Raw genomic sequence first — 21,609 nt, 5'->3', positions numbered from 1 at the left:
CTGGCGTATTTTCTGGGGGACAAAATGTATCAAAGCGGGGATAACCGGTGAAGTCTCGTGGTTATACGCACAAGCAGCTTATCCCTATTCATCGGGGTGGGAATCGGCGACAAAAACCGCGACTCGGGGCGAGATCTGCGGGCTTGTGCTGTCAACTTTTATCTCGCAGAACAAATCCTCAAGATTTGCGCCAGATCATCACAGGGTTATCCACATGCCGCAGAAAATCATCCTCGCCTCCGGCTCGGAGATCCGGGCGCAGCTTTTGGCGCAGGCCGCGATCCTGCATGAGGTGATCCCGGCCAAGATCGACGAAGAGATGATAACTGCTGCGCTGCGGGCCGAAGAGGCCAAGCCGCGCGACATCGCCGATACCTTGGCCGAGATGAAAGCCCGGAAGGTGAGCGAAAAGCACTTTGGCGCGTTGGTTCTGGGCTGCGATCAGGTGTTGGAGCATCGCGGCGAGATGTTGCACAAGCCCCGTGATAAGGGTGAAGCCATCGCGCAGCTTCACCGGCTGCGCGGGGATCGGCATTCCTTGCTTTCCGCCGCCGTGCTCTATGAAAACGGTGAACCGCTCTGGCGGCACGTCGGTCAGGTGCGGCTGCGCATGCGCGAGGCCAGCGACGCCTATATAGAAGACTACGTCGCGCGAAACTGGGAAAGCATTCGCCACGCGGTGGGCTGCTACAAGCTGGAAGAGGAAGGCGTGCGGCTCTTCACCCAGATTGAGGGGGATTACTTTCACGTCCTCGGTATGCCATTTCTTGAACTGCTGAATTACCTGACGCTGCGCGGAGACCTCACGACATGAGCCTGCCCAAAATCCCCCTCGCCGGTGTGATCGGATCGCCCATCGCGCATTCCAAATCCCCGCAGTTGCATCGCCATTGGCTGGAGACCTATGGCATCGCCGGTCATTACGTGCCGCTTGATGTCGCCTCCGATGATCTGGAAGAGGTGCTGAGAACGCTGCCCAAGATGGGCTTTGTTGGGGTGAACCTGACAATCCCTCATAAAGAAGCGGTGATGGAAATCGCGGATCTTATCACCGACAGGGCCACTCTGATCGGCGCGGCCAATACGTTGATCTTTCGCGCCGATGGCAAGATTCATGCGGATAATACGGATGGCTACGGCTTCATCGAAAACCTCAAAGCTGGTGCGCCGGATTGGGATCCGAAGGCCGGACCGGCGGCGGTCTTGGGCGCGGGGGGCGCGGCGCGGGCAGTTGTCTCCTCGCTGTTGGATGCTGGCGTGCCTGAGATCTGCCTGTCAAACCGCACCCGCGTCCGGGCAGAGCAGTTGCAGCGCGATTTCGGCGGCCGGGTCAAAGTCGTCGATTGGGTGCAAGCGGGCAATATGATCGATCACGCAAGTTTGTTGGTGAACACCACATCGCTTGGCATGATTGGCAAAGGCGCCTTGCGGGTGCCGCTGGATGGGCTGCGCCCCGGCACGGTGGTGACGGATCTCGTCTATGCCCCGCTGCGGACCCATCTGCTTGAGACGGCTGAGGATATGGGCTGCGTCACGGTCGACGGGCTGGGCATGTTGTTGCATCAGGCCGTCCCGGCGTTCGAGCGTTGGTTCGGCCAGCGGCCCGAGGTCGACCGCGCCACGCGAACGGCGGTGCTGCGCTGATGTTCCACCTCGGGCTCACCGGTTCCATCGGCATGGGTAAATCGACCACAGCAAAGATGTTCGCCGAGGAAGGCTGCGCCGTTTGGGATGCCGACGCGGCGGTGCACCGGCTTTATGCCCCGGGCGGGGCTGCCGTGACGCCGATGCAGGCGGCTTTCCCGCAGGCTATCGAGGGCGGTGGTGTCTCTCGTGCCGCGCTGAAAGAGATCATCGCCGCCGATCCGACCGCCCTGCCCCGGATCGAAACCATCGTGCATCCGCTGGTGGCCGAAGACCGGGCGACGTTTTTGGCGCAGGCGGATAGCGACATTGCCGTGCTGGACATCCCGCTGCTGTTCGAGACCGGCGGCGAGGCTGCGATGGACGCGGTGGCCTGCGTGACGATCCCGGCAGAGGTGCAGCGCGAGCGCGTACTCGCACGCGGCACGATGACCGAGGCCCAGTTCGACGCCATCCGCGCCAAGCAAATGCCCGCCGAAGAGAAGTGCGCCCGCTCGGACTATGTGATAGTGACCGATACGCTCGACCATGCCCGCGCGCAGGTGCGGGCGGTGATCCGCGACATCAGGGAAAGACAGCGCCATGCGTGAAATCGTGCTCGATACCGAAACCACCGGCTTTGACCCCGAAAGCGGCGACCGCATCGTTGAGATCGGCGCGGTCGAGCTGATGAACCACATGGCCACGGGCGAGACCTATCACCAATACATCAACCCCGAACGCTCGATGCCCGATGAAGCCTTTCAGGTGCACGGGCTGGGCGATGACTTTTTGCGCGACAAGCCCAAGTTCGCGCAGATCGGGCGGCAATTTCTCGACTTCATCGGCGATTCAAAGCTGATCATTCACAACGCGGCCTTCGACATCAAATTCCTGAATGCTGAGCTGCGCTGGATGGGCCTGCCGCAGATCCCGTGGGAACAGGCGCTCGACACGCTCGAGATTGCGCGGAAACGCTTTCCGGGCTCACCCGCTTCGCTTGATGCGCTCTGTCGCCGCTTCGGGATCGACAACACCTCGCGGACGTTGCACGGCGCCTTGCTCGACAGTGAGATCTTGGCCGAAGTCTATCTGGAACTGATTGGGGGGCGGCAGCCGGATTTCGCGCTGTCTTCGGCGCCGGAGCGCAAGACGGGCGAGCCGGAAACGCGCTGGACCCCGAAACCGCGGCCCACGCCCCTGCCCTCGCGTCTGACTGAGGCCGAAGCCGCCGCCCATGCCGAATTTGTCGGTAAACTGGGCGACGACGCGCTGTGGAAACAGATTGGCTAACGCTTAGGCGTCGGCTTTTGGCGGGTTTTCGGCCTGACGGCGTGCCACTTCGTTGCGGTAGAGCGACAGGAAGTCGATGTTCTCAAGGTTCAGCGGCGGGAAGCCACCGTCACGGGTCACGTCGCTGACGATGCGGCGCAGGAAGGGGAAAATCATGCGCGGGCATTCGATCAGCAGATAGGGATGCATCTGCTCTTCCGGCACGTTTTCGACTTGGAAGATACCGACATAGTCGATTTCCAACACGAAGAGCGTCGCGTCGCCGTCTTTCGCTTTAGAGGTGATGTTCAGCTTAATCGCGGTTTCATACTGGTTCTCGCCCGAACGCTTCTTCGCGTCGAGGTTGACCTGAACCTGCACGTCGGGCTGTACATCCGCCGGGGCACCCTTCTGCGCCATGATGTTTTCGAACGACATGTCGCGGATGAACTGGCCCAGCACGCGCATCTGCGGTTGCTTGGGTTGTGCGGTTTCGTTTTCTGCCATTTTCTGTGTCCTGTTGTGGTGAATTTCTTAAATCTACCCGGACTTAACAGGTCGGCACGGGCCGCTCAATCCTTAGTCCAGCCCGAGGGGCCCTTGGTCTGGCGCGGCTGTTCGGGGATCTCGTGAAAATCCCCGTCGATCACGTCACCGCGCGGATCGCCGCGGCGTTGCGGCCCGGGCCGCGGCCCCATGCCGCCGGGGGTGCCAAAGCTTTGGACCTTCACCCGGTCACGGATCGCACGGTAGGCCGCCTGCCGGAAGCGTGGGATCAGGAAAGCAAAGCCGACGGCATCAGTGAAGAACCCCGGCGTCAGCAGCAGCGCGCCGGAAAACAGGATCATCGCGCCATGCACCAAAGGCTCGGTCGGGTCGCGCAAGTCATTGAAGGAACTGCGCAATTGGCCAAGCGCCAGCGCACCCTGAGACCGCACCAACCATGTGCCCAAAATGGCGGTCAAAACCACCACGGCCAGCGTCCAGCCAAGGCCGATGGCGCCACCGACTTGGATGAAAAGCGTGATCTCGATCAGAGGCACGGCGATAAATGCGATCAATAGCCACATGCGGCGGAGTCCTTTCGCTGGGGGCAGAGTGGACTTGCCCCGGTCGAACACCTACATAAGAGCTTAACTCGCATGTTTCCATGCCACCCCTGAATGAGGTTTCGATGAATTCTCCCCTGATACAGCTTCTGGTCCTCGCCGGTATCGCCGTATTCCTGATCCTGCGGCTGAAAAACGTGCTTGGCACGCGTGAGGGTTTTGAAAAGCCCCCGGTGACCGATCAAACGCCAAGCCCGCGCAGCGGCCCCGCGTTTGAAGTGATCGAAGGTGGCCCGGATCTCGATATCAGCGACCACGTTCCCGAAGATAGCCCCTCGGGCAAAGCCTTGGCCGAGATGAAGCGGGTCGAGCCGTCCTTTGGCGTCAGCGATTTCCTGCAAGGCGCGCGCGGCGCTTATGAGATGATCGTCATGGGCTATGAGCGGGGCGATCTGGCCGAAATTCAGCCGTTTCTGGCCGATGACGTCTATGAAAGCTTCGTTGACGGCGTCGCCGCGCGGGAGGACCAAGGTCTGACGATCGAGGCGAATTTCATCGGCGTGCGCGAGATGGAACTGATCGACGCCAAGATGGACGAGACCACGAAAGAAGCCGAACTCACCATCCGCTTCGTCGGCGAGCTGACCTCGGAGGTTCGCAACCGTGAGGGCGAGATTGTCGAGGGCAGCAGCACCGAAATCAAACGCCAAAAAGATACATGGGTCTTCGCCCGTGTCATGGGCTCGGACGATCCGAATTGGCTGTTGGTTTCCACAGACGGGTAGCGCGTGCGCTTGGCGCACTGGCGCTGTTGGGCGGTGTGTCGATGAACACGCCGTCCGCAGCAGAGGTGCATTATACCGTCATGGATTTCGACCAGCTTGAGGGCTGGGCCGAAGATGACCACGCCGCTGCCTTCGAGGTTTTCACCAGCACCTGCGGCGACATGAAAGACGTCGATTGGCGCGCGCTCTGCCAGCTGGCCAAAGATGGCCCCGACCCGCGGCAGTTCTTCGAATTGTTCTTTCGCCCCGTTCTGATGGAAGACGGCAATGACGCGCTTTTCACTGGGTATTTCGAGCCTGAATTGGACGGCGATCTCTACCCCTCTGCCCGGTTTCAATATCCCATCTACGCCATGCCCCCCGAGGCCGAGCAGATCCGCCCATGGCTCACCAGACGCGAGATCCTAGATGGCGACGTGATGCGCGACCGCGGGCTTGAGATCGCTTGGGTCGATGACCCGGTTGAGCTGTTCTTTCTGCAAATTCAGGGCTCTGGCCGTATTCGCCTGCCTGATGGCAGCTATCTTCGGGTGGGCTATCGCGGCGCGAATGGCCATGATTACCGCTCGGTCGGGGTCGAATTGGTGCGGCGTGGGGTCTATGAGGCGCATCAGGTCAGCGCCGATGTCATCAAGAATTGGGTGCGCCGCAACCCCGAAGATGGCCGCGAATTGCTCTATCACAACCCGTCATACGTCTTCTTCCGCGAAGTCAGCCGCGTGCCCGCCGACAAGGGGCCGCTGGGGGCGATGAACCGGTCCATCACCGCCATGCGCAGCATCGCGGTGGACCCGTCGCATGTGCCGCTCGGCGCGCCGGTCTGGATCGAAAAGGACGGGAAGGCGCCTCTGCGGCGTTTGATGGTCGCTCAGGATACAGGCTCGGCCATCAAGGGCGCGCAGCGGGCGGATGTATTCTTTGGCACCGGTGACAAAGCGGGCCGCGCGGCGGGCCGTCTGCGTGATCCGGGGCGGATGATGGTCTTGATGCCCATCCAACGCGCCTATGCTTTCCTGCCGGAGAGCGCGATATGAAACGGCGCCGCTTGAACGAAGACGATCTCGAACTCTGGCGCCGGGTGACCGAGCGGACCGAGAAGCTGGAGCTGAACAAGCTGTTCACGCCCGAGATCGACGCGCCCGCCCCTGCCCCACCGCAGGTTCGACGCGCCAAGATCGCCCTGCAAGGCAACAAGCCGCAGCCTAACATGAAAAAGCGCGGCAACGATCTGCGCCCCTCATTGGCCGAGCAGATGAAAGCCGCACCAGTTCAGATGGACCACAAGGCTTACGGCAAGCTCAAACGCGGCAAGCTGCGGCCCGAGGGCCGGATCGACCTGCATGGCATGACCCTCGACCGGGCGCATCCGGCGCTCAATGGTTTCATCATGGATGCCCATGCCCGGGGCAAACGGCTGGTGCTGGTGATCACCGGCAAGGGCAAGCGGCGCGATGACGGTGGCCCGATCCCCGTGCGCGATGGGGTGCTGCGTCATCAGGTGCCCCAGTGGCTGTCGATGCCACCGCTCAGCGGTCTCGTACTACAGGTCGCGCAGGCCCATGTCAGCCACGGCGGCGGCGGGGCCTATTACGTCTACCTACGGCGCAACCGTTAACCGCGCAGCAGTGGTTTGTAGCGCGCAATCGCCCATGCGGCCAAGCCTGCGGCAATCAGATAATAAAGCGCGATGGGCAGCATCTGCTGCGGGAAATCGACGCCGAGGTCGATGAACAGCCCCGTCACTCCCGGCCCGATGGCCGAACCGAAGACCATCAGCGCCGCCGCCACCGCTTTAATCGACCCCACATGGCGGGTGCCGAAATACTCGGCCCAGAAGGCCGCCGGCGCGGTGGACTGCATGCCCTGCCCCATGCCGAAAATCAGCAAGCCGATCCCGGCCATCCAGAGCGTGTCGGCATAGGCGAGCACCGCGAATGACAGGGCAAAGGGCAGCATCATCACCGGCACAACGCGGCTGACGCCGAAACGGTCGATCGCCCAACCCGAGAGGAAGGTCGAGGCCACCGCCGAGATCGTGTAGACCGGCATCAAAGCCACGAACTCAACCAAGGCCCATCCCTTCACTTGGGTCAGATGCACCTGCTGAAAGAACAGGGCCGTGCCCCATGCCGCGGGGCCGATGGCCAACGGGATGATCATCCAGAAGAGACCCGAGCGGAACATCTCGACCCGGGTCCAATGCCGCCCTCTCATCCCTGTGCGCTGCGCCTGATCGGCCATGCTTTGCGGGGTACGCTCTTGCCGCAGCAGCATCAGGATCACCGGGATTGTCAGCAGCACCAGCACCGCGGCCAGTACCCAAAGGCTGCGCCAGTGAAAGCTGGCGAACAGGGCCACGAAGATCACCGGCAAGAACGCCTGACCGGCGGCGAAACCCATCGAAGAGAGCGAAAGCGCCTTGCCGCGCGAGGCCTCAAACCAGCGCACCATGGCGACCTGCCCTAGCTGAGACATCATCCCCTGCCCGGTCAGCCGCAAGGCGTAGATGACAAAGATCAGCGCGATCCAATTCGGCACTGCCGCCATCGCAAGACAGGCCCCCGCCAGCGCCAGCATCACCCCAAGGGCCAGCACCCGCACACGAAAGCGGTCCGTCAGCACCCCGGCCCAGACCATGGTGATGGCCGACAATGTCGTGCCGACGGTATAGATGCCGCCCCATTGGCCGTCGCTTAGACCAAAGTCGCCCTTCACCGCCCCCGCAAAGAGCGAGATGAAATAGGTTTGCCCATAGGACGAGGTGAAGGTCAGCAGGAAACCGGCCAGCAGAAACAGCCAGTTGCGCCGCAGAAATGAGAGGTATTCCATGCCCCTTTCATCGCCGGGGCATGGAAGAAAGGAAAGCCCTAAAGAACGTAGCGGCTGAGATCGGTGGAGCGGGTCAATTCGCCAAGGTTCTTTTCGACGAAATCAGCATCGACGGTGATCTCTTGCCCCGAGCGATCAGGCGCGTCGAAGGAGACTTCTTCGAAGACCCGTTCCATCACCGTATAAAGCCGCCGCGCACCGATGTTCTCGACCGAGGTGTTGACCTCTGCCGCAATCTTGGCCAGTGCCGCGATCCCCTCTTCGGTGAAGGTGACGGTCAGTTCCTCGGTCCCCATTAGGGCGGTGTACTGCCGCGTCAGCGCATTGTCGGTTTCGGTCAGGATGCGGACGAAATCATCCTCGGTCAGCGCCCGCAGTTCGACGCGGATCGGCAGACGGCCCTGCAATTCGGGCAAAAGGTCCGAAGGCTTGGCGATATGGAACGCGCCCGATGCGATGAAGAGGATATGGTCGGTCTTCACCGGGCCATATTTCGTGGAAACGACGGTGCCTTCGATCAGCGGCAGCAGGTCGCGCTGCACCCCCTCGCGGGAAACATCGCCACCGCGCGCGTCGGAGCGGGCGCAGACCTTGTCGATCTCATCTAGGAAAACGATGCCGTTCTGCTCAACCGCTTCAATGGCGGCGCGGTTGACGGCTTCGTCGTCGAGCAGCTTGTCGGCCTCTTCGCCCACCAGCACGTCATAGCTATCGGCCACGGCCATGCGTTTCTTGGTGGTGCGCCCGCCCATGGCTTTGCCGAAAATATCACCGAGATTCATCATCCCCATACCTTGCTGGCCGGGAATGTCCATCATCGGGAAGGGGCTGGAGGTATCGGCGACCTCAAGCTCGATCATCGTATCGTCAAGCTCACCTGCGCGGAGCTTCTTGCGGAACATCTCGCGCGTGCCGTCGCGGGCATCGGTGCCGGCGATGGCGTCGATGACACGGTCCTCGGCGGCCTGTTCGGCCTTGGCTTTAACGTCCTCGCGCATGAACTCGCGGGTCATGGCGATGGAACTGTCTACCAGATCGCGGATGATCTGTTCCACGTCGCGGCCCACATAGCCGACTTCGGTGAATTTCGTCGCCTCAATTTTAATGAAGGGCGCGCGGGCGAGCTTCGCCAAGCGGCGGCTGATCTCGGTCTTGCCGACGCCGGTGGGGCCGATCATCAGGATGTTCTTCGGGTAGACTTCGTCGCGCAGGTCATCGCTTAATTGTTTGCGGCGCCAGCGGTTGCGCAGGGCCACGGCTACAGCGCGTTTGGCGTCGTTCTGGCCGATGATATAGCGGTCCAGTTCGGATACGATCTCGCGGGGGGTCAGGTCGGTCATGCGGTGATTTTCTCCACGGTGAGTTTGCCGTTGGTGTAGACGCAGATGTCGGCGGCGATCGCCATGGCATCACGGGCAATGGTTTCGGCGTCCCGGTCGCTGTCCATCATGCCGCGCGCGGCGGCGAGGGCATAGTTCCCACCCGATCCGATGGCCGCGACCTCATGCTCCGGCTCCAGCACATCGCCCGCACCGGTGATGACCAGCAGGTCTTTGCCGTCGGTCACGATCAGCATCGCTTCGAGCTTTTGCAGGTATTTATCGGTGCGCCAGTCCTTGGCCAATTCGACACTGGCACGGGCCAATTGACCCGGTGTCGCTTCCAGTTTGGCCTCCAGCCGTTCCAGCAGGCTAAAGGCATCCGCGGTGGAGCCCGCAAACCCCGCCACCACGTCATAGCCGCCGGGGCTGAGCTTGCGCACCTTGCGCGCGGTGCCTTTGATCACGGTCTGGCCGAGGCTGACCTGTCCGTCACCGGCAATCACCACTTCGCCGCCTTTTTTGACGCCAATGATCGTGGTCCCGTGCCAACCGGGGAAATCGTCGTTCTGTGCCATGGGGCCTCCTGTCGCTTGGCGCTCTATATGGCCCCCGTGGCAGGGCAGGACAAGGGCAGCGCCGGTTGCGCGTGGGGCAGGCGCGCCGCTTGTGATGCGGGGGCAGGCTTGCGGTGCAGTGGCCAGCGGCTTTGCCACAATGAAAAGGGCGCCCCGAAGGACGCCCGTTTTCGTAACTCAATGCCTAAGGCGTTGGCCTTAGATGGATTCTTCGATCCAGCTTTGCAGGGCCGCCTTGGGGCGCGCGCCGGCGAGGTTGGACACGACCTGCCCGTCCTTGAAGATGAACAGCGCCGGGATACCGCGCACGCCGACTTGGGCGGGCGAGTTCGGGTTTTCGTCGACGTTGACTTTGACGATCTTCACGCGACCGTTCATTTCATCCGACAGCTCTTCCAGCGAAGGGCCGATCTGTTTGCACGGGCCGCACCATTCGGCCCAGAAATCGACCAGAACCGGAATGTCCGAATTTTTGACTTCGGCGTCGAAAGTGTCGTCGGTGACTGCGACGGTTGCCATGATGCTCTCCTGACAGGAATGGGTTGAGGCCTGAACCTATGAATGCGCGGCAGTGGCGTCAAGATATGGCAGGGCGCGCAGGGCATTTGTCACGATATCGTTGGGTAACACCATAAGCGCGGGGGTGGCAGTCCATAGAATGGCCGTCTCGATCCGCCGATCCGGGTAGATCTGGCGCAGCATATGGGCGTAGGCTCCCATCTGACGCAGCAGCCCGTCGGGGCAGGCGTCAGCCGCGCCGGGGACCACGCGGTTCGTCTTGAAATCGACGGCAAGAATGCGACCCTCGGCGATCACCAAACGGTCGATCGTGCCATGCAGGCGCTGGTCTCCGAGGCTGCCGGTCACGGGCACTTCGGCGAGGGTTGTCTCGGCAAACAGCGGGGCGAGGGCAGGGGTGTTCAGCACCGCTTCCGCCTCATCTTCCGCGCGGGCGATCATCTCGGCGGGGTGTGTGCGGGCCAACCGCTCTAGAAAGATCTCCCGGGCATCCGTCCCCATCAGCGGCAGATGTTCCAGCAGCTCATGGACCAGCGTGCCATAGCTCAGCGCAGTGTCCATATCGAGCCCGGCCTCACCGGCAAGCGCCTTGGCTCCGCCGAGATCTGAGGGCGAGAGGGTCTTATCCTCTCCCTTGGGGGAGGGGGCGGAGCGGGTGAAAACAGGGTCTAACCTGGGCGTTGTGACGGTTTTCTTAGGCGTCTCTATGATGTCAAGCGCATCCCAATCGCCCTGTTGATAGCGCAGCGTGCCATCGTCGCCCAAAGGCTCGGCGCGGAGCCGCGCCAAAGCGGCAGCGGTGATCTGATACCAAGAGGATTCATCTTTCGACAATTCCCCCGCCGCGGCCACGATCAGCCATTTCTCGGCCCGCGTCATGGCGACATAGAACAGGCGAAGCCGTTCTTGCAGCGCGGCCTCTTTCATCTCGTCCAGCCGGGCGCGCATGGGCTGGGGCATGTCATCCGCCGGGGCTTTCCAGACGGGGGTGCCGTCAACGGTGATGATCTCATCCTTGATCGTCACATCGCGCCGCCCGGTGTCGGGCAGGATCACAATCGGCGCTTCCAGACCCTTGGCACCATGCACCGTCATCACCCGGATCTGGTTCGACGCGCTGTCGATCTGGCGTTTGATTTCCAGATCATCGGTCTGCATCCATTGCAGGAACCCGGTCAGGCTGGGCACCGTGCCGCGCTCGTAGGACAGTGCTTGGCTCAGCATCGCGTTGATCCCATCCTCAGCCTCGGGCCCCAACCGCGCGAGCAGTTTGCGGCGCCCATCGTGGCGGGTGAGAATGCGTTCGATCAGATCGTAGGGGCGCAGGTAATCGACCTGCCCGCGCAGGTCGCGCAGCACGGCGAGGGTGGCGGCGTGGGCCTCGGTCTGGTTGCGCAGCGCTTGCCAGAGGTGATCCTCCTTACGGTGATGGGCGAGGGTGAAAAGCTCTTGTTCCGACCAGCCGAAAAGTGGCGATTTCAGCGCGGTGGCAAGCGATAAATCGTCGTCCGGCGTTGCAAGGAACGACAGGATCGCCGCCAGATCGCGCACCGCCAGTTCGGCCCTAACCTTGAGCCTGTCGGCCCCTGCGATGGGCAGTTCCGCCGCCTTGCAAGCGCGGATGATCTCGGAAAAGAGTGCCGAGCGGCGCTGCACGAGGATCAGAAAATCCCCCGGCTGAATGCGCCGCCGCGCCAAGCCGCCCTTGCTGTCGTCGGGGAGGTAATGCTCCTCGGTCGTCAACTCCTTGATGCGCCGCGCGATGCGTTCGGCCAGTTGCACCGTGTGATGCCGCGCGCTGCGTCGGTCGACGGGGTCAGTCCAATCGCCTTCCTCGTCAGGGCCTGCCTTTTCGATGAAGGGCCAAAGATCGACGCGGCCGGGCAGGCGATCCTTGAAGGCCATATGGCCGTCATTGGTAAAGCCGGTCTGGATCGCGGGGTCGAAAACCCCATCGACCGCTTGCAGAATCGCCGAAGAGGAGCGGAAGGAATAGGCAAGACTGCGGCGCTGGAAAAACTGGCCGGCCTCACCGATCTTCTGTTCGAATGTCGTGCCTTTGCGGTCCAGCTCTTCGGGGTCCGCGCCTTGAAAAGAGTAGATCGATTGCTTCTTATCGCCCACGACGAAGAGCGTGCGATCCACCTCGTTACGCGCCCCGGCGCCGGAGTAAAATTCATCTGTCAGCCGTTCGATCACGTCCCATTGCCGGGGCGAGGTGTCCTGCGCCTCGTCGACAAGGATATGGTCGATGCCGCCGTCGATGCGGAACAGCACCCAAGCGGCCACGGCCTTGTCGGTCAGCAAGGCGCGGGCTTTGAGGATCAGATCGTCAAAGTCGAGCCAGCCGCGTTTTTGTTTCTCATCTGCGTAGCGTTCAAGAAAGCGGGCCGCGAAACGGTGCAGCACATAGGATTTGCGCGCCGCCTTCAGCGCCAGCCGCGCTTCGCGGGCATCTTCGACGCGCTGCATCAACTGCTCAAGCTGCGGCATCTGTTCGGCGATAACCTTTTGCGTCGGCTTGGTCGGGAAACTGCCGATCTTGGCGGTAAAGGGCGCCTTGGCGCCGCTGCCGGTCAGAAGGATGTTTTCTAGCTGGGGCAGGGCGGACAGATCATAGCGGTCGATCTCTTGCAGCGCCGCGCCCGCCTTGCCGTCATTGCCGCCTTTGGCCAGCAGATGGGGGATGATCTCGGCCATCATCGCCGCTTCGCTGCCAAGGAAGACCGAGGCCGCGATCTTGTCTTCGGTGAGGTCTTCAGGCTGGGCGAAAAGCGCTAGGATCTCGGGCCAAGTGCGGGGGGTGCTGAAGGCATCGCGTTGGCCCACGATGCTGCGGGTGAGGCTGGCGAAATCTTCGCCCGTGTAGTGCCGCGCGATCTCGGCGACCAGCGGGGCGTCTTCGCCTTCGGCCATCTCATCGACGATCTCGGCCCGCAGCAGATCGGCGGCGCGGTCTTCGATCTCGGTGAATTGCGGGCTGACCTGCGCCTCCAGCGGGAAGCGGCGCAGAAGGGCCGCGCAGAAAGAGTGGATGGTCTGAATTTTCAGCCCGCCGGGCGTCTCGATCGCGCGGGCAAAAAGGGTGCGGGCATTGCGCAGTTGCTCGGGCGTCAATTCGCCCTGAACGCCAAGATCGGCCAAGGCGCTGCGCAGTGCCTGATCTTTCAGCATCGCCCATTCGCCCAAGCGTTTGAACAGGCGGTTCTGCATCTCCGAGGCCGCCGCCTTGGTATAGGTCAGGCAAAGGATATGCTGCGGCTCCACGTCGTCGAGCAGCAGCCGCGCCACGCGGTCGGTCAGCACGCGGGTCTTGCCCGAGCCCGCATTCGCGGTCAGCCAGGTGGAGGCATCGGGCCGCGCCGCTTCGATCTGGGCGCGGGTGGCATCGTTGAAATCGCGCATCATTCCAGATCCTCCGGTCGGGCGGGGCTGGTGCCATCCCATTCCCCGAACCGCGCCAATTGGTCAAAGTTTCCGGCAAAGGCATCGCTTTGTACCATCCGCCGCGCGGTAAAGCCCTGCCCCTCATCGAGGTAGCGCGAGAGCAGCGCGTGCAGACCGGCCAGCACCTCTTGCGGGTTTTCCTCCTCCAACGGGGCGGGGACTTCGACGGGTTTCGACCCTAGACCGATAAAGGCAGCATGGGCCACATGGGCCACGCCCACCTCGGGAAAACCGCCCCGTTCGACCATCGCCGCTTCGATCAAGAGTTGCTTGTCGAACAGCCGCTGCTCCTTTTTGCCGGGCGGGGTGCCGGTTTTGTAGTCGTAGATCAGCACATCGCCGTCATCGGTCTGGTCGATCCGGTCGGCAAAGCCGCTGAGGGTAAAGCCGAGGTCGGCAAAGGTGTAGCTGCCCCGCGCGCCCTGTTCAAAAGCGACGGGGCTAGAGAACTCAGCGCGTTGGCTTTCGCGGGCGATGAACCAATCGGCGATCCGGTCGATACGGGCGAGCCACATGGCGCGGGCGGCGGGCCAGGGGGCTTCTTCCTCCAGCACCTCGGCGGCCACTTGCATCAGCGTGTCGCGGGTCAGCCGCGCAGGATCGCGGGCCACCAGTTTGACGAAATCTTCCATGATGCGGTGCAGGACGATGCCGCGCACCGGCGCGTCGGGCGATTGCACCAGCGGGTTGATCGGGCGCAGTTTCAGGCTGTGTTTGGCATAGATCGCGTAAGGATCGCGGATCAGCGTCTTGATCTCGGTCACCGACAGTTTGCGGGGGCGCGCCGCGCGCGGCGGGCGGGGCGAGGGGCGCGTGGCCGGGGCGGTGCGCTCCACCGCTTCCAAGGCGCGCACCTGATCCAGCCAGTGGTTGCCGCGCTGCTGCATGGCCTTCCATGCCTCCGGCCCGCCGGTGTCGCCCAAGCCGCCCAGCAGATTGCCCAAGCGGTTCAGCCAGCGTGACGGCACCATCTCGGCCTCGTCCGAGCGGATCGCGCGGGTGATCCAAACCTCGGGGCTGGCGATGGCCTGTTGATAGTCATGCGCCGACAGGCCGATGCGCCGTTCGGGCAGCAGCAGCCCGGCCTTCTCGCGCATCTGACGGTTGAGCCATGGATCGGGCGGCGGCGCTTCGGGCCATGTACCTTCGTTCAAACCGCCAAGGATGACCAGCTCGGCCCCCTGCACCCGCGCCTCCATCGTGCCCCAGATCATGATGTCGGGATGCGGGGTATCGGCCTCGCGCACCTCTTCTTGGGCCAAGAGTGCGCCCAAGAGATCGGCATAATCGGCGGCGTTCATCGCCCCGCCGTGGGCTGCATGTTCCGTGAGGTTCGCCATCACCGCCTCGGCCGCGATGCCCGCGCCCTGCTGCCAAAGCAGGTGGTCGGGATCGGCGGGTTGCCCGGCGGCGATCCTTTCAGCCAGCGCCAAATGCGCGGCGACGCATTCGGGCAGGGGCCGCTCTCCGGGGGTGTCATGGCCGGGGAAAACCTCGCCCAGCCAAGCGACCCAATCGCGGAAACCGCTGGGGTCTTCCATCCGTTTCGCGGCGCGCTCTGCAATCTCGGCCAAGCCTTCGGCGTCGGGGTAGGGCAGCCCGTGGCGGCGGATCTCAGCCTCCAAGCGCTGGGTATAGAGCTGGTGGAAATTCCGCCCCGCGCCGCTGTGGGTCAGCGGGTGTTTCAGCAGGGTCAGCAGCGCTTCGGCATCCAGTTTCCGGACAAAAAGCGCTGCCACATGGCGCAAGAACCGCCCCGGCGGGGAGAGTTGCAGCGGCATCCCGGCGCTGTCATCGGGCAGAATGCCCCACCGGTCGAGCGCTGCGGTGACCTGCCGGGTGAGCATCCGGTCGGGGGTGATCAAGGCGGCCTTCACACCATCCTCGGCAGCTTGGCGCAGGCGCAGCGCGATGGCCAAAGCCTCGACCCGTGGGGTGGGCGCTTCGATCAGGGTAATGCCAGCGGTGGCACCTTGCAGGTCTTCCAGCTTCGGCCCTTCGTTCAGCCAAGCATGGGTGACGGGCGCAGGCCTGAGCGAGAGCGACACCAGCTTGTTGCGGGCGGTCGATACCGGGGGCATCTCGCACCACGGCGCGACCGCGCCACGCGCCACGCCGAGCATATTCATCAGCTTGCGGAAGCGGTATTGCGGGTGATCCTCGGCCAGAAGCGCCTGATCCAACTCGTTCCAAACGGCGGTTGGCATCTCGAAATCGAACCCCGGCAGGATGATCGCGCCCTGCGGCAGGCGGGCCACGGCCTCCATCAACAGCGCGGTGGTCCCGCGCGACCCGGTGGACCCGGCAAGGATCACCGGGTGCTGCGGCGGCGCGTCCTGCCAGCGGGCGATGATCCGGGCGACCAGCTGCCGTCGCCGTGCCTCGGCATCCGGGCGGGTGGTGGTTTGGCCCAGATAGTCATGCGCAATGGCGAGGAACCGCTGCGCCCGCTCCCAATGGGCCGAGAGGTTGCCAACGTCTAGCCCGGCCACCGTCTCGGGCGAGACGCCTTCGCCCTGCATTTCGTCGATCAGCCCCGCAAGACTGTCCGAAAGGGCATAGAGCGAGGCGCGCGGCGCGAGATCGGGTGCGGCATCCAGCAGGCGGGACACGAGTTGAATGAGTTCCAGCCGCCGTTGCAGCGGCGGTGTCGGGGCGGGCAGCGCGATGCCGGGGGCCAGTGCATCAAGGTCAGTGATCAGCCGGATGCGCGGTAGAAATCCTGCCGGACCCGCGTCGAAATCATGGCGCAGCCGACGCGCCATGCGGTTGGTGTTCACCAGCAACTCGACACGGGCCATTGCCTCGGGCGGGCCATTCTCCAACCGGTCGCACAGCCCGCGCACCAATCCGCGCGGGAAATCGACACCGGGGGCAAGGCCAAAGACGCGGGGGCTGTCCTGCGGCTCAAACATCGGCACCTGCCAAAAGGCTTTCGGCAAGGGGGATGCCGCCCGGGTGCCCCACATCGCACCAGCGCCCGCTATAGGGCAGGCCAAACAGCGTCCCGCGTGCCAGCATCATGTCCCACAACAGGTTGAGCGAGAATGCCTCGGCGTCGATATCGGCCAGCAGATCGGTCTTGATGATCTGCACCCCGCCATAGACCTCGCCCGGCCCCCGTTGCAGGCGGCCATCCGCGGCGCGGGTAAAGTCGCCCGTGCCGCCATGGCCAAGGGTGTTTTCCAACGGCACGGTCATCAAAAGCGCGTCCATCCGTGCCGGATCCCATGCGTTGTGGAGCATTTCGAGCGGGTTCACCCCGGCCCAGATCGCGTCACTGTTCATGGTGAAAACCGGACCAGTCCCCAACATCGGCAGCGCGTTGCGCAGCCCGCCGCCGGTGTCGAGGATCTGGGGCGTTTCGATCACCGTTTGCACATTCTGCGCTTTCAGATGTGCCTCTAACTGGTCGGGCAAGTAGTGCAGGTTCGCCACGATCCGCGCAGGGGATATCCCGCGGGCAAGATCGAGCGCATGGTCAATCAAGGGGCGGCCCGCGACCGGCACCATGGGCTTGGGTTGGTTTTGGGTGAGATGTTTCATACGCGTGCCGAACCCGGCCGCGAACATCATGATGGCGTCGGGATTGTCGCGCATTGGCTTTTCAGTTGCTCCAGAAATTCGGGGGTCGGCGGGGGCAGCACGTCTGCGATTGCCTCCGCCACATCGGCAAGCGCGGGATGGCGCAGGTTATGTTGCAGATGCTGCCAGACGCGGGGGATCAGATCGACGTAATGCGGTTTGCCGTCGCGCAGACAGAGGCGCGCAAAGATGCCCAAGATGCGCAGATTGCGCTGGGCGCCAAGCAGTGCATAGGCGCGGCGGAAGGGGGGTTCCGCCTGTCCGGTTTGGGCAAGATAATCGTCGATGATCTGCGCCTCTACCGCCCGGGGCACATCGCGGCGGGCGTCTTGCAGGATCGAGACGAGATCATAGGCCGGGTGGCCGAGCAGCGCGTCTTGAAAATCCAGCAAACCGACCCGCGCCGCCCCTTCGCGCTCTGGCAGCCAAAGCAGGTTCTCGGCGTGATAATCGCGCAAGATCACGACCTTCGGGCTGTCATCCAGCGCTGCGGCGAGGGGGCGGAAAACCCGCGCGAAAGCAGCGCTTGCGCTCTGCCCGCCTATGGGCGCGTAAAAGTCGAAGGCGGGGGAGGCCATATCGGTCAGCCAATCGGCATCGCAAATCGACAGTTCCGGCAGGGGGGCGGCGTGCAGTTTGACCAAAACGTCAGCTGCCGCGCGGTAGAGGGGGAGTTCCCGAGCCGGATCCGCCGCCATGAGCCGCGCAAAGAGGTCATCGCCAAGGTCTTCGATCAGCAGCAGACCGTTGTCATTGTCCGCATGGTAAATTTCGGGCGCGCTGAGGCCACAGCCTGCCAGATGCGCCGCGACATGACGGAAGGGTCGCACGTCTTCGCCGCGTTCCGGTGGGGCGTCCATCAAGATGGCCCGCGCGCCATTCGCTTTGCGCAACCGGTCATAGCGCCGGTTGGAGGCATCGCCTGCCAGCAGCTTGCGGGAGGCTTTGGCCCAGCCCGCGGTTCGCAAAAAACCTTTGATCAATGCGGCGCGTTCGGTCATTTGCGCCACGCGGCTAGCTTCTCGGCCCAATCGCCGCCGGACCATTCTGCGGTCAGCCTGCGGCTGTCTTCTTCGGTGCAGGGGCTCAGGCTGATCTCTAACGCGTCGGCGGGCGCGAGGGGGCCCAGCCGATCCGGCCATTCCACCAGACAGATCGCATCGTGAAAGGCGTCGATCAGCCCGAGCTCCTCAATCTCATGGGTGGAGGTCAGCCGGTAGAGATCGGCGTGCCAGATCGCGCTGCTTGCCGTGTCATAGGTCTGCACCAAGGTGAAGGTGGGTGAGGGGATATCCTCGGGGTGGTCGAGCAATTCGGTGATCAGTGCGCGGGCGAAATGGGTCTTGCCCACGCCGACATCGCCGCTGAGCAGGATGACATCGCCGGGAGACAGGCGGCGGGCCAGTTGCCGGGCGCGCCCAGCGGTGTCATCGGGGCCGCTGAGCAGGAGGGAAAGGGTATCGTCGGACATGCCCCATGCTTAGCGTCCCGACGCGCAGCCGCAAGATTAAAGCGGCTGGGAGTGACCTAGTTGGAGGGTTGCCGCCGGTCGCCCGCCGAAGGGACATTGGTAGGCTCCGAACGGTCCGCGCCGACGGGGATCGGACGAAAGCGTATGAGCGTGGCACCCGATGCGATGGCCGAGACCTCGCAAGAAAGCGGCGCGCCCTGATGCGGGTAGATAGGCATGTTCCAGCCCGCGCGGTCGCCCCTGCCCATGACGAATTCCACAACATCGGGCCAGAGCGGATTGGCCGCCGACATTTCCTGCCAGACCCGGATCGCATCGTTAATGGTGATCTCGGCAAAGCTTTTGTCCGGGTCTTGTTTCCATCGGGCGCGATAGGCGGCGTTGCAAAAGGTCAGCACGCCGGAGGCAGAGAAGACGGCGAAACCATCTTCGAGCGTGTCGAGCAGGCTTTGGCTTTGTTCAAGTTCGGCCCGAAAATTGCGGGTTAGGGTCACCTCGGCGGTGATGTCTTCGATCAGGAAAGCGGTGGCGCCATCGGGGTGGGGCCGGCCCCGGATGCTGTAGGTCTGGCCGTTCTCCAGCGACCAAGTCTCTTGATAGCGGCCATCGGTTGCGGCGGCGATAACCTCGGCAATCTCGTGACGCCAATTCTTGTAATTCTTCGGCTCCGGCATGCGGCGGCTTTCGCGCAATTGGTCAAAGAAAGAGACCATCGTAGGCCGGGCGCTGAGAAAGGGGGCAGGCAGATCGGTCAGGTCCACCAGCGCGGGGTTGAACAGGGCCAATTGCCCGTTGCGGTCAAAAATCGCGAGCCCGATAGAAAGATGCGCAAAGGTTTTGGCGAGGGTTTGGACAAAGTTGCGCTGCGCCTCTTCGGCGGCGACCACGGCATTGATGCAGGTGGCGTGATAGACCTGCACATTGTCTTCGGTCGTGGTGGTGAGCGCGTACCAATCGGGCTTTTCTCCATCGCTACGGCGCAGGCAGACGCGGTTAGGGTGGTCGGGCGAGGGGGTGCTGAACAGGGCGGCGCCGCCGCAGTCCGGGTCGGGTTGAGCTTTGCGTTTCAAGGCCCCGTAGGCCCGGTTGTGCCAGATGATCCGCCCGCCTGCGTCGGTCTGCCACGCGGGGTTCGGGCTGGTTTCGCTGGCCCGGCGCAGGGCGGCGAGTTTCTGAAACGTCTCTTCCGTGATCTCTTCGGCCGCGCGGGTTTGGGGCAGGTGCAGCCAACAGAGCGCGTCGCGCCATGTGATGCGCAGCTCCGACGGGCTGTCGCCATCCTCTGCCCTGAGGGTCAGCTTGCCGGTGGCCCCATGCCGGGGCGTGCGGGGGAATTCGGGAAATCGCGACAGCAGCGCATCGCGAATATCCTCCCACTGGTGGTAGCCGGGGGCGAGGGCAAAGCGGGTCAGCGCGTTGTCGGAGCCATGAACCAACTGCCCCTCTTCGAACAGCAGGCTCATGTCGTCGATGCCGGGGGGTGCCGTCGCAGGTCGCCCCGCAGCCGCGCCGAGCCACCAAAGAGCGGCCAGCGCGGTGACGGAGGCGGCGGCAAGCATGATGATGACATCCGGCAATGCCATGACTGAGACCCCTTTCGGCAAATGCGACGCCCTATTTTGAGCCCCAATAGTTAACGGTGGGTTAACAAACGCGCCAATCCCGCCGTCAGGCCGTCAGACGCTGGTTCTCGCCCATCACGCTGTCATCGGGGCCAAGGTCCAACAGGCGGCGTGGCCAGACGACTTCGACCACAGCGCCGCTGCCAGCGGGGGGCAGCCCGCGCAGCCAACCGCTGTCGGACCCATTGGCAAAGCGCAACCGCGCGCCCGAGCGTTCGAGGAAGGTCTTGGCAATGAACAGCCCCAGCCCCATGCCCTCGTATTCGGGCCGCGCCGTCTCGCTCGATGCACCCCCTCGGCGGCGCAAAAACGGATCGCCGATCCGGCCCAGATGCTGCGGCGGGAAGCCCGGCCCGTTGTCGATGATCCGTACCGAGATATCCTCTGCGGACCATTCGGTTTCGATCCAAACCGTGGTTTCGGCAAAATCCACGGCGTTCTGCACCAGATTGCGCAGCCCGTGGATGATCTCGGGCTTGCGCGGGATTGTCGGGGCGCGGGCCGGGTCTCGGGCCATCGGATTGTCGGAAAACATAACCGTCTTGCCGCGCTCCAGATGCGGCTCGGCGGCCTCTTTCACCACGGCGGTCAGCTGCGCGCGCTGCATGTGCAGATCGTCTTTCCCGATGCGGCCCATATCGCGCAGGATATCCCGGCAGCGGTCGGCCTGATCGCGGATCAGCGCGGCGTCTTCGGCCAGATCGGGGCGGTCTTCCAGATCGCCCAGCAGTTCGGTGCTGGCCAGTTTGATCGTGGCAAGCGGCGTCCCCAATTCATGCGCGGCGGCGGCGACGACGCCGCTGAGGTCCGAGAGTTTCTGCTCTCGCGCCAGCACCATCTGCGTGGCTGAGAGCGCGTCGGCCATGGAGTGGACTTCGGTCGTGACGCGCCGCGAATAGGCACTGGTAAAGACGATGGCGATGAGCAGCGCCGCCCAATGCCCAAAGACGAAGATGCCGGGCTGGCGCAGCACATCGCCCGATTGCGTCACCAACGGCAGATGCCACAGCGCCAGCACCGAGGCCGCGATAATCGCCGTGCCGCCCAGAACCAGTGTCGAGCGCAGGCTGAGCGCGGTGGCCGAGATCGTCACCGGGGCCAGCAGCAGCAGCGCAAAGGGATTGTGCAACCCGCCGGTCAGCGCCAAAAGCGCGGTCAGTTGCAGCAGGTCGAAGAGCACCATGGCGAGGTTCTCGCGCTCCGACAGGCGTTTGTTCTGCGGAAAGACGAAGGCCGCCACGAGATTGCCAACCACCGAGGCCCCGATCGTCAGGTAGCATAGGCCAAAGGCCAGTTGCAGCCCAAGCGCCCATTGCGCCACGGTGACGGCGGTCAACTGTCCGGCGATGGCGAACCAGCGCAGCAGGATCATCGTGCGCAGGCGGATCCAACTGGCGCGGGTGCGCCCATCGAGGGGCCGGATATTTGCCTGCGTCATCTTAGCCCCATCACTTTATTGCGTCTTGCATCACCTGCCATCTAGCGTAGGTCTGCGGCGAAACACGATCAA

Annotated in this window: 20 protein-coding genes; 7 read left to right on the top strand and 13 right to left on the bottom strand. The window is 63.5% G+C overall.

Going from position 1 to position 21,609, the window contains the following annotated elements:
- Positions 1-214 precede the first annotated feature (214 nt).
- From FCK22_RS06035 to dnaQ, 4 genes are read left to right on the top strand one after another with little or no spacing between them, the layout of a single operon-like run.
- The gene (locus tag FCK22_RS06035) at positions 215-814 is read left to right on the top strand and encodes a nucleoside triphosphate pyrophosphatase (RefSeq protein WP_067267856.1); all 600 of its coding nucleotides are present in this window, start codon (positions 215-217) and stop codon (positions 812-814) included.
- Entirely contained in the window at positions 811-1,644 is an 834-nt protein-coding gene (locus tag FCK22_RS06030; protein WP_067267854.1) for a shikimate dehydrogenase, read from the top strand. Before FCK22_RS06035 ends, FCK22_RS06030 begins: the two co-directional genes overlap by 4 nt.
- Positions 1,641-2,234: a dephospho-CoA kinase gene (gene coaE, locus FCK22_RS06025; protein WP_067267897.1), complete on the top strand. Its 594-nt coding sequence runs from the start codon at positions 1,641-1,643 to the stop codon at positions 2,232-2,234. The genes FCK22_RS06030 and coaE overlap by 4 nt, the downstream gene beginning before the upstream one ends.
- Positions 2,227-2,916, top strand: coding sequence for a DNA polymerase III subunit epsilon (gene dnaQ / locus FCK22_RS06020; protein WP_067267737.1), 690 nt, complete (start codon positions 2,227-2,229; stop codon positions 2,914-2,916). The genes coaE and dnaQ overlap by 8 nt, the downstream gene beginning before the upstream one ends.
- 3 nt (positions 2,917-2,919) lie before the next feature.
- Here the strand turns inward: dnaQ and secB are convergent, their stop codons facing one another.
- Both secB and FCK22_RS06010 read right to left on the bottom strand, forming a co-directional pair.
- Positions 2,920-3,402 carry a protein-export chaperone SecB gene (gene secB / locus FCK22_RS06015; protein ID WP_067267736.1) on the bottom strand — a complete coding sequence of 161 codons (483 nt, stop codon included), beginning with the start codon at positions 3,400-3,402 and terminating at the stop codon, positions 2,920-2,922.
- A gap of 65 nt (positions 3,403-3,467) precedes the next feature.
- A complete protein-coding gene (locus FCK22_RS06010) occupies positions 3,468-3,965 on the bottom strand; it encodes an FxsA family protein (protein ID WP_067267734.1) in 498 nt (165 codons plus the stop codon).
- A 104-nt stretch (positions 3,966-4,069) separates the two neighbouring features.
- Between FCK22_RS06010 and FCK22_RS06005 the strand changes: the two genes are divergently transcribed.
- Genes FCK22_RS06005 through FCK22_RS05995 form a run of 3 tightly spaced genes read left to right on the top strand, consistent with a single transcriptional unit; the run spans position 4,070 to position 6,344 of the window.
- A complete protein-coding gene (locus FCK22_RS06005; RefSeq protein ID WP_067267732.1) occupies positions 4,070-4,729 on the top strand; it encodes a Tim44/TimA family putative adaptor protein in 660 nt (219 codons plus the stop codon).
- Positions 4,730-4,770: 41 nt separating this feature from the next.
- Complete coding sequence (locus tag FCK22_RS06000) at positions 4,771-5,763, top strand: MltA domain-containing protein (RefSeq protein WP_067267739.1); 993 nt, start codon at positions 4,771-4,773, stop codon at positions 5,761-5,763.
- The gene (locus FCK22_RS05995) at positions 5,760-6,344 is read left to right on the top strand and encodes a Smr/MutS family protein (protein WP_067267730.1); all 585 of its coding nucleotides are present in this window, start codon (positions 5,760-5,762) and stop codon (positions 6,342-6,344) included. Before FCK22_RS06000 ends, FCK22_RS05995 begins: the two co-directional genes overlap by 4 nt.
- Here FCK22_RS05995 and FCK22_RS05990 read toward each other — a convergent pair.
- The 11 genes from FCK22_RS05990 to regB form a co-directional block, all read right to left on the bottom strand.
- Positions 6,341-7,558: an MFS transporter gene (locus FCK22_RS05990; protein ID WP_067267728.1), complete on the bottom strand. Its 1,218-nt coding sequence runs from the start codon at positions 7,556-7,558 to the stop codon at positions 6,341-6,343. The two genes, FCK22_RS05995 and FCK22_RS05990, sit on opposite strands and share 4 nt — an antisense overlap.
- A gap of 38 nt (positions 7,559-7,596) precedes the next feature.
- Positions 7,597-8,898 carry an ATP-dependent protease ATPase subunit HslU gene (gene hslU, locus FCK22_RS05985; RefSeq protein WP_067267727.1) on the bottom strand — a complete coding sequence of 434 codons (1,302 nt, stop codon included), beginning with the start codon at positions 8,896-8,898 and terminating at the stop codon, positions 7,597-7,599.
- Positions 8,895-9,455: an ATP-dependent protease subunit HslV gene (gene hslV / locus FCK22_RS05980; protein WP_067267725.1), complete on the bottom strand. Its 561-nt coding sequence runs from the start codon at positions 9,453-9,455 to the stop codon at positions 8,895-8,897. The genes hslU and hslV overlap by 4 nt, the downstream gene beginning before the upstream one ends.
- 198 nt (positions 9,456-9,653) lie before the next feature.
- The gene (gene trxA / locus FCK22_RS05975; protein WP_007118424.1) at positions 9,654-9,974 is read right to left on the bottom strand and encodes a thioredoxin; all 321 of its coding nucleotides are present in this window, start codon (positions 9,972-9,974) and stop codon (positions 9,654-9,656) included.
- A gap of 36 nt (positions 9,975-10,010) precedes the next feature.
- Positions 10,011-13,382, bottom strand: a complete 3,372-nt coding sequence (gene addA, locus FCK22_RS05970) for a double-strand break repair helicase AddA (RefSeq protein ID WP_067267723.1) — start codon at positions 13,380-13,382, stop codon at positions 10,011-10,013.
- A complete protein-coding gene (addB, locus tag FCK22_RS05965) occupies positions 13,379-16,336 on the bottom strand; it encodes a double-strand break repair protein AddB (RefSeq protein ID WP_067267721.1) in 2,958 nt (985 codons plus the stop codon). The genes addA and addB overlap by 4 nt, the downstream gene beginning before the upstream one ends.
- Positions 16,329-17,021 carry a nucleotidyltransferase family protein gene (locus FCK22_RS05960; RefSeq protein ID WP_067267720.1) on the bottom strand — a complete coding sequence of 231 codons (693 nt, stop codon included), beginning with the start codon at positions 17,019-17,021 and terminating at the stop codon, positions 16,329-16,331. The genes addB and FCK22_RS05960 overlap by 8 nt, the downstream gene beginning before the upstream one ends.
- Positions 16,994-18,007 carry a phosphotransferase gene (locus FCK22_RS05955; RefSeq protein ID WP_197471017.1) on the bottom strand — a complete coding sequence of 338 codons (1,014 nt, stop codon included), beginning with the start codon at positions 18,005-18,007 and terminating at the stop codon, positions 16,994-16,996. Before FCK22_RS05955 ends, FCK22_RS05960 begins: the two co-directional genes overlap by 28 nt.
- Positions 18,004-18,477, bottom strand: coding sequence for a tRNA (adenosine(37)-N6)-threonylcarbamoyltransferase complex ATPase subunit type 1 TsaE (tsaE, locus tag FCK22_RS05950; protein ID WP_067267716.1), 474 nt, complete (start codon positions 18,475-18,477; stop codon positions 18,004-18,006). Before tsaE ends, FCK22_RS05955 begins: the two co-directional genes overlap by 4 nt.
- 56 nt (positions 18,478-18,533) lie before the next feature.
- Positions 18,534-20,060, bottom strand: a complete 1,527-nt coding sequence (locus FCK22_RS05945; RefSeq protein WP_136720280.1) for a PAS-domain containing protein — start codon at positions 20,058-20,060, stop codon at positions 18,534-18,536.
- A gap of 85 nt (positions 20,061-20,145) precedes the next feature.
- Positions 20,146-21,537: a sensor histidine kinase RegB gene (regB, locus tag FCK22_RS05940; protein ID WP_067268322.1), complete on the bottom strand. Its 1,392-nt coding sequence runs from the start codon at positions 21,535-21,537 to the stop codon at positions 20,146-20,148.
- Between the last annotated feature and the right edge of the window lie 72 nt (positions 21,538-21,609).

Origin of the sequence: Sulfitobacter sp. 15WGC (genome assembly GCF_005068605.1) — a bacterium.
In the GTDB taxonomy this organism is placed as follows: domain Bacteria; phylum Pseudomonadota; class Alphaproteobacteria; order Rhodobacterales; family Rhodobacteraceae; genus Sulfitobacter; species Sulfitobacter faviae.
The sequence above is the reverse complement of the archived record's forward strand: the minus strand, read 5'-3'. Positions and strand labels throughout refer to the sequence as shown.

Coding starts and splice junctions, on each gene's coding strand:
- addA (WP_067267723.1), bottom strand. CDS start 13,382: ATGATGCGCGATTTCAACGATGCCACCCGCGCCCAGATCGAAGCGGCG.
- hslU (WP_067267727.1), bottom strand. CDS start 8,898: ATGACCGACCTGACCCCCCGCGAGATCGTATCCGAACTGGACCGCTAT.
- hslV (WP_067267725.1), bottom strand. CDS start 9,455: ATGGCACAGAACGACGATTTCCCCGGTTGGCACGGGACCACGATCATT.
- regB (WP_067268322.1), bottom strand. CDS start 21,537: ATGACGCAGGCAAATATCCGGCCCCTCGATGGGCGCACCCGCGCCAGT.
- trxA (WP_007118424.1), bottom strand. CDS start 9,974: ATGGCAACCGTCGCAGTCACCGACGACACTTTCGACGCCGAAGTCAAA.
- FCK22_RS05955 (WP_197471017.1), bottom strand. CDS start 18,007: ATGACCGAACGCGCCGCATTGATCAAAGGTTTTTTGCGAACCGCGGGC.
- FCK22_RS06005 (WP_067267732.1), top strand. CDS start 4,070: ATGAATTCTCCCCTGATACAGCTTCTGGTCCTCGCCGGTATCGCCGTA.
- FCK22_RS06035 (WP_067267856.1), top strand. CDS start 215: ATGCCGCAGAAAATCATCCTCGCCTCCGGCTCGGAGATCCGGGCGCAG.
- FCK22_RS06030 (WP_067267854.1), top strand. CDS start 811: ATGAGCCTGCCCAAAATCCCCCTCGCCGGTGTGATCGGATCGCCCATC.
- FCK22_RS06010 (WP_067267734.1), bottom strand. CDS start 3,965: ATGTGGCTATTGATCGCATTTATCGCCGTGCCTCTGATCGAGATCACG.
- secB (WP_067267736.1), bottom strand. CDS start 3,402: ATGGCAGAAAACGAAACCGCACAACCCAAGCAACCGCAGATGCGCGTG.
- FCK22_RS05990 (WP_067267728.1), bottom strand. CDS start 7,558: ATGGAATACCTCTCATTTCTGCGGCGCAACTGGCTGTTTCTGCTGGCC.
- FCK22_RS05960 (WP_067267720.1), bottom strand. CDS start 17,021: ATGCGCGACAATCCCGACGCCATCATGATGTTCGCGGCCGGGTTCGGC.
- addB (WP_067267721.1), bottom strand. CDS start 16,336: ATGTTTGAGCCGCAGGACAGCCCCCGCGTCTTTGGCCTTGCCCCCGGT.
- tsaE (WP_067267716.1), bottom strand. CDS start 18,477: ATGTCCGACGATACCCTTTCCCTCCTGCTCAGCGGCCCCGATGACACC.
- FCK22_RS05945 (WP_136720280.1), bottom strand. CDS start 20,060: ATGGCATTGCCGGATGTCATCATCATGCTTGCCGCCGCCTCCGTCACC.
- FCK22_RS06000 (WP_067267739.1), top strand. CDS start 4,771: ATGAACACGCCGTCCGCAGCAGAGGTGCATTATACCGTCATGGATTTC.
- FCK22_RS05995 (WP_067267730.1), top strand. CDS start 5,760: ATGAAACGGCGCCGCTTGAACGAAGACGATCTCGAACTCTGGCGCCGG.
- dnaQ (WP_067267737.1), top strand. CDS start 2,227: ATGCGTGAAATCGTGCTCGATACCGAAACCACCGGCTTTGACCCCGAA.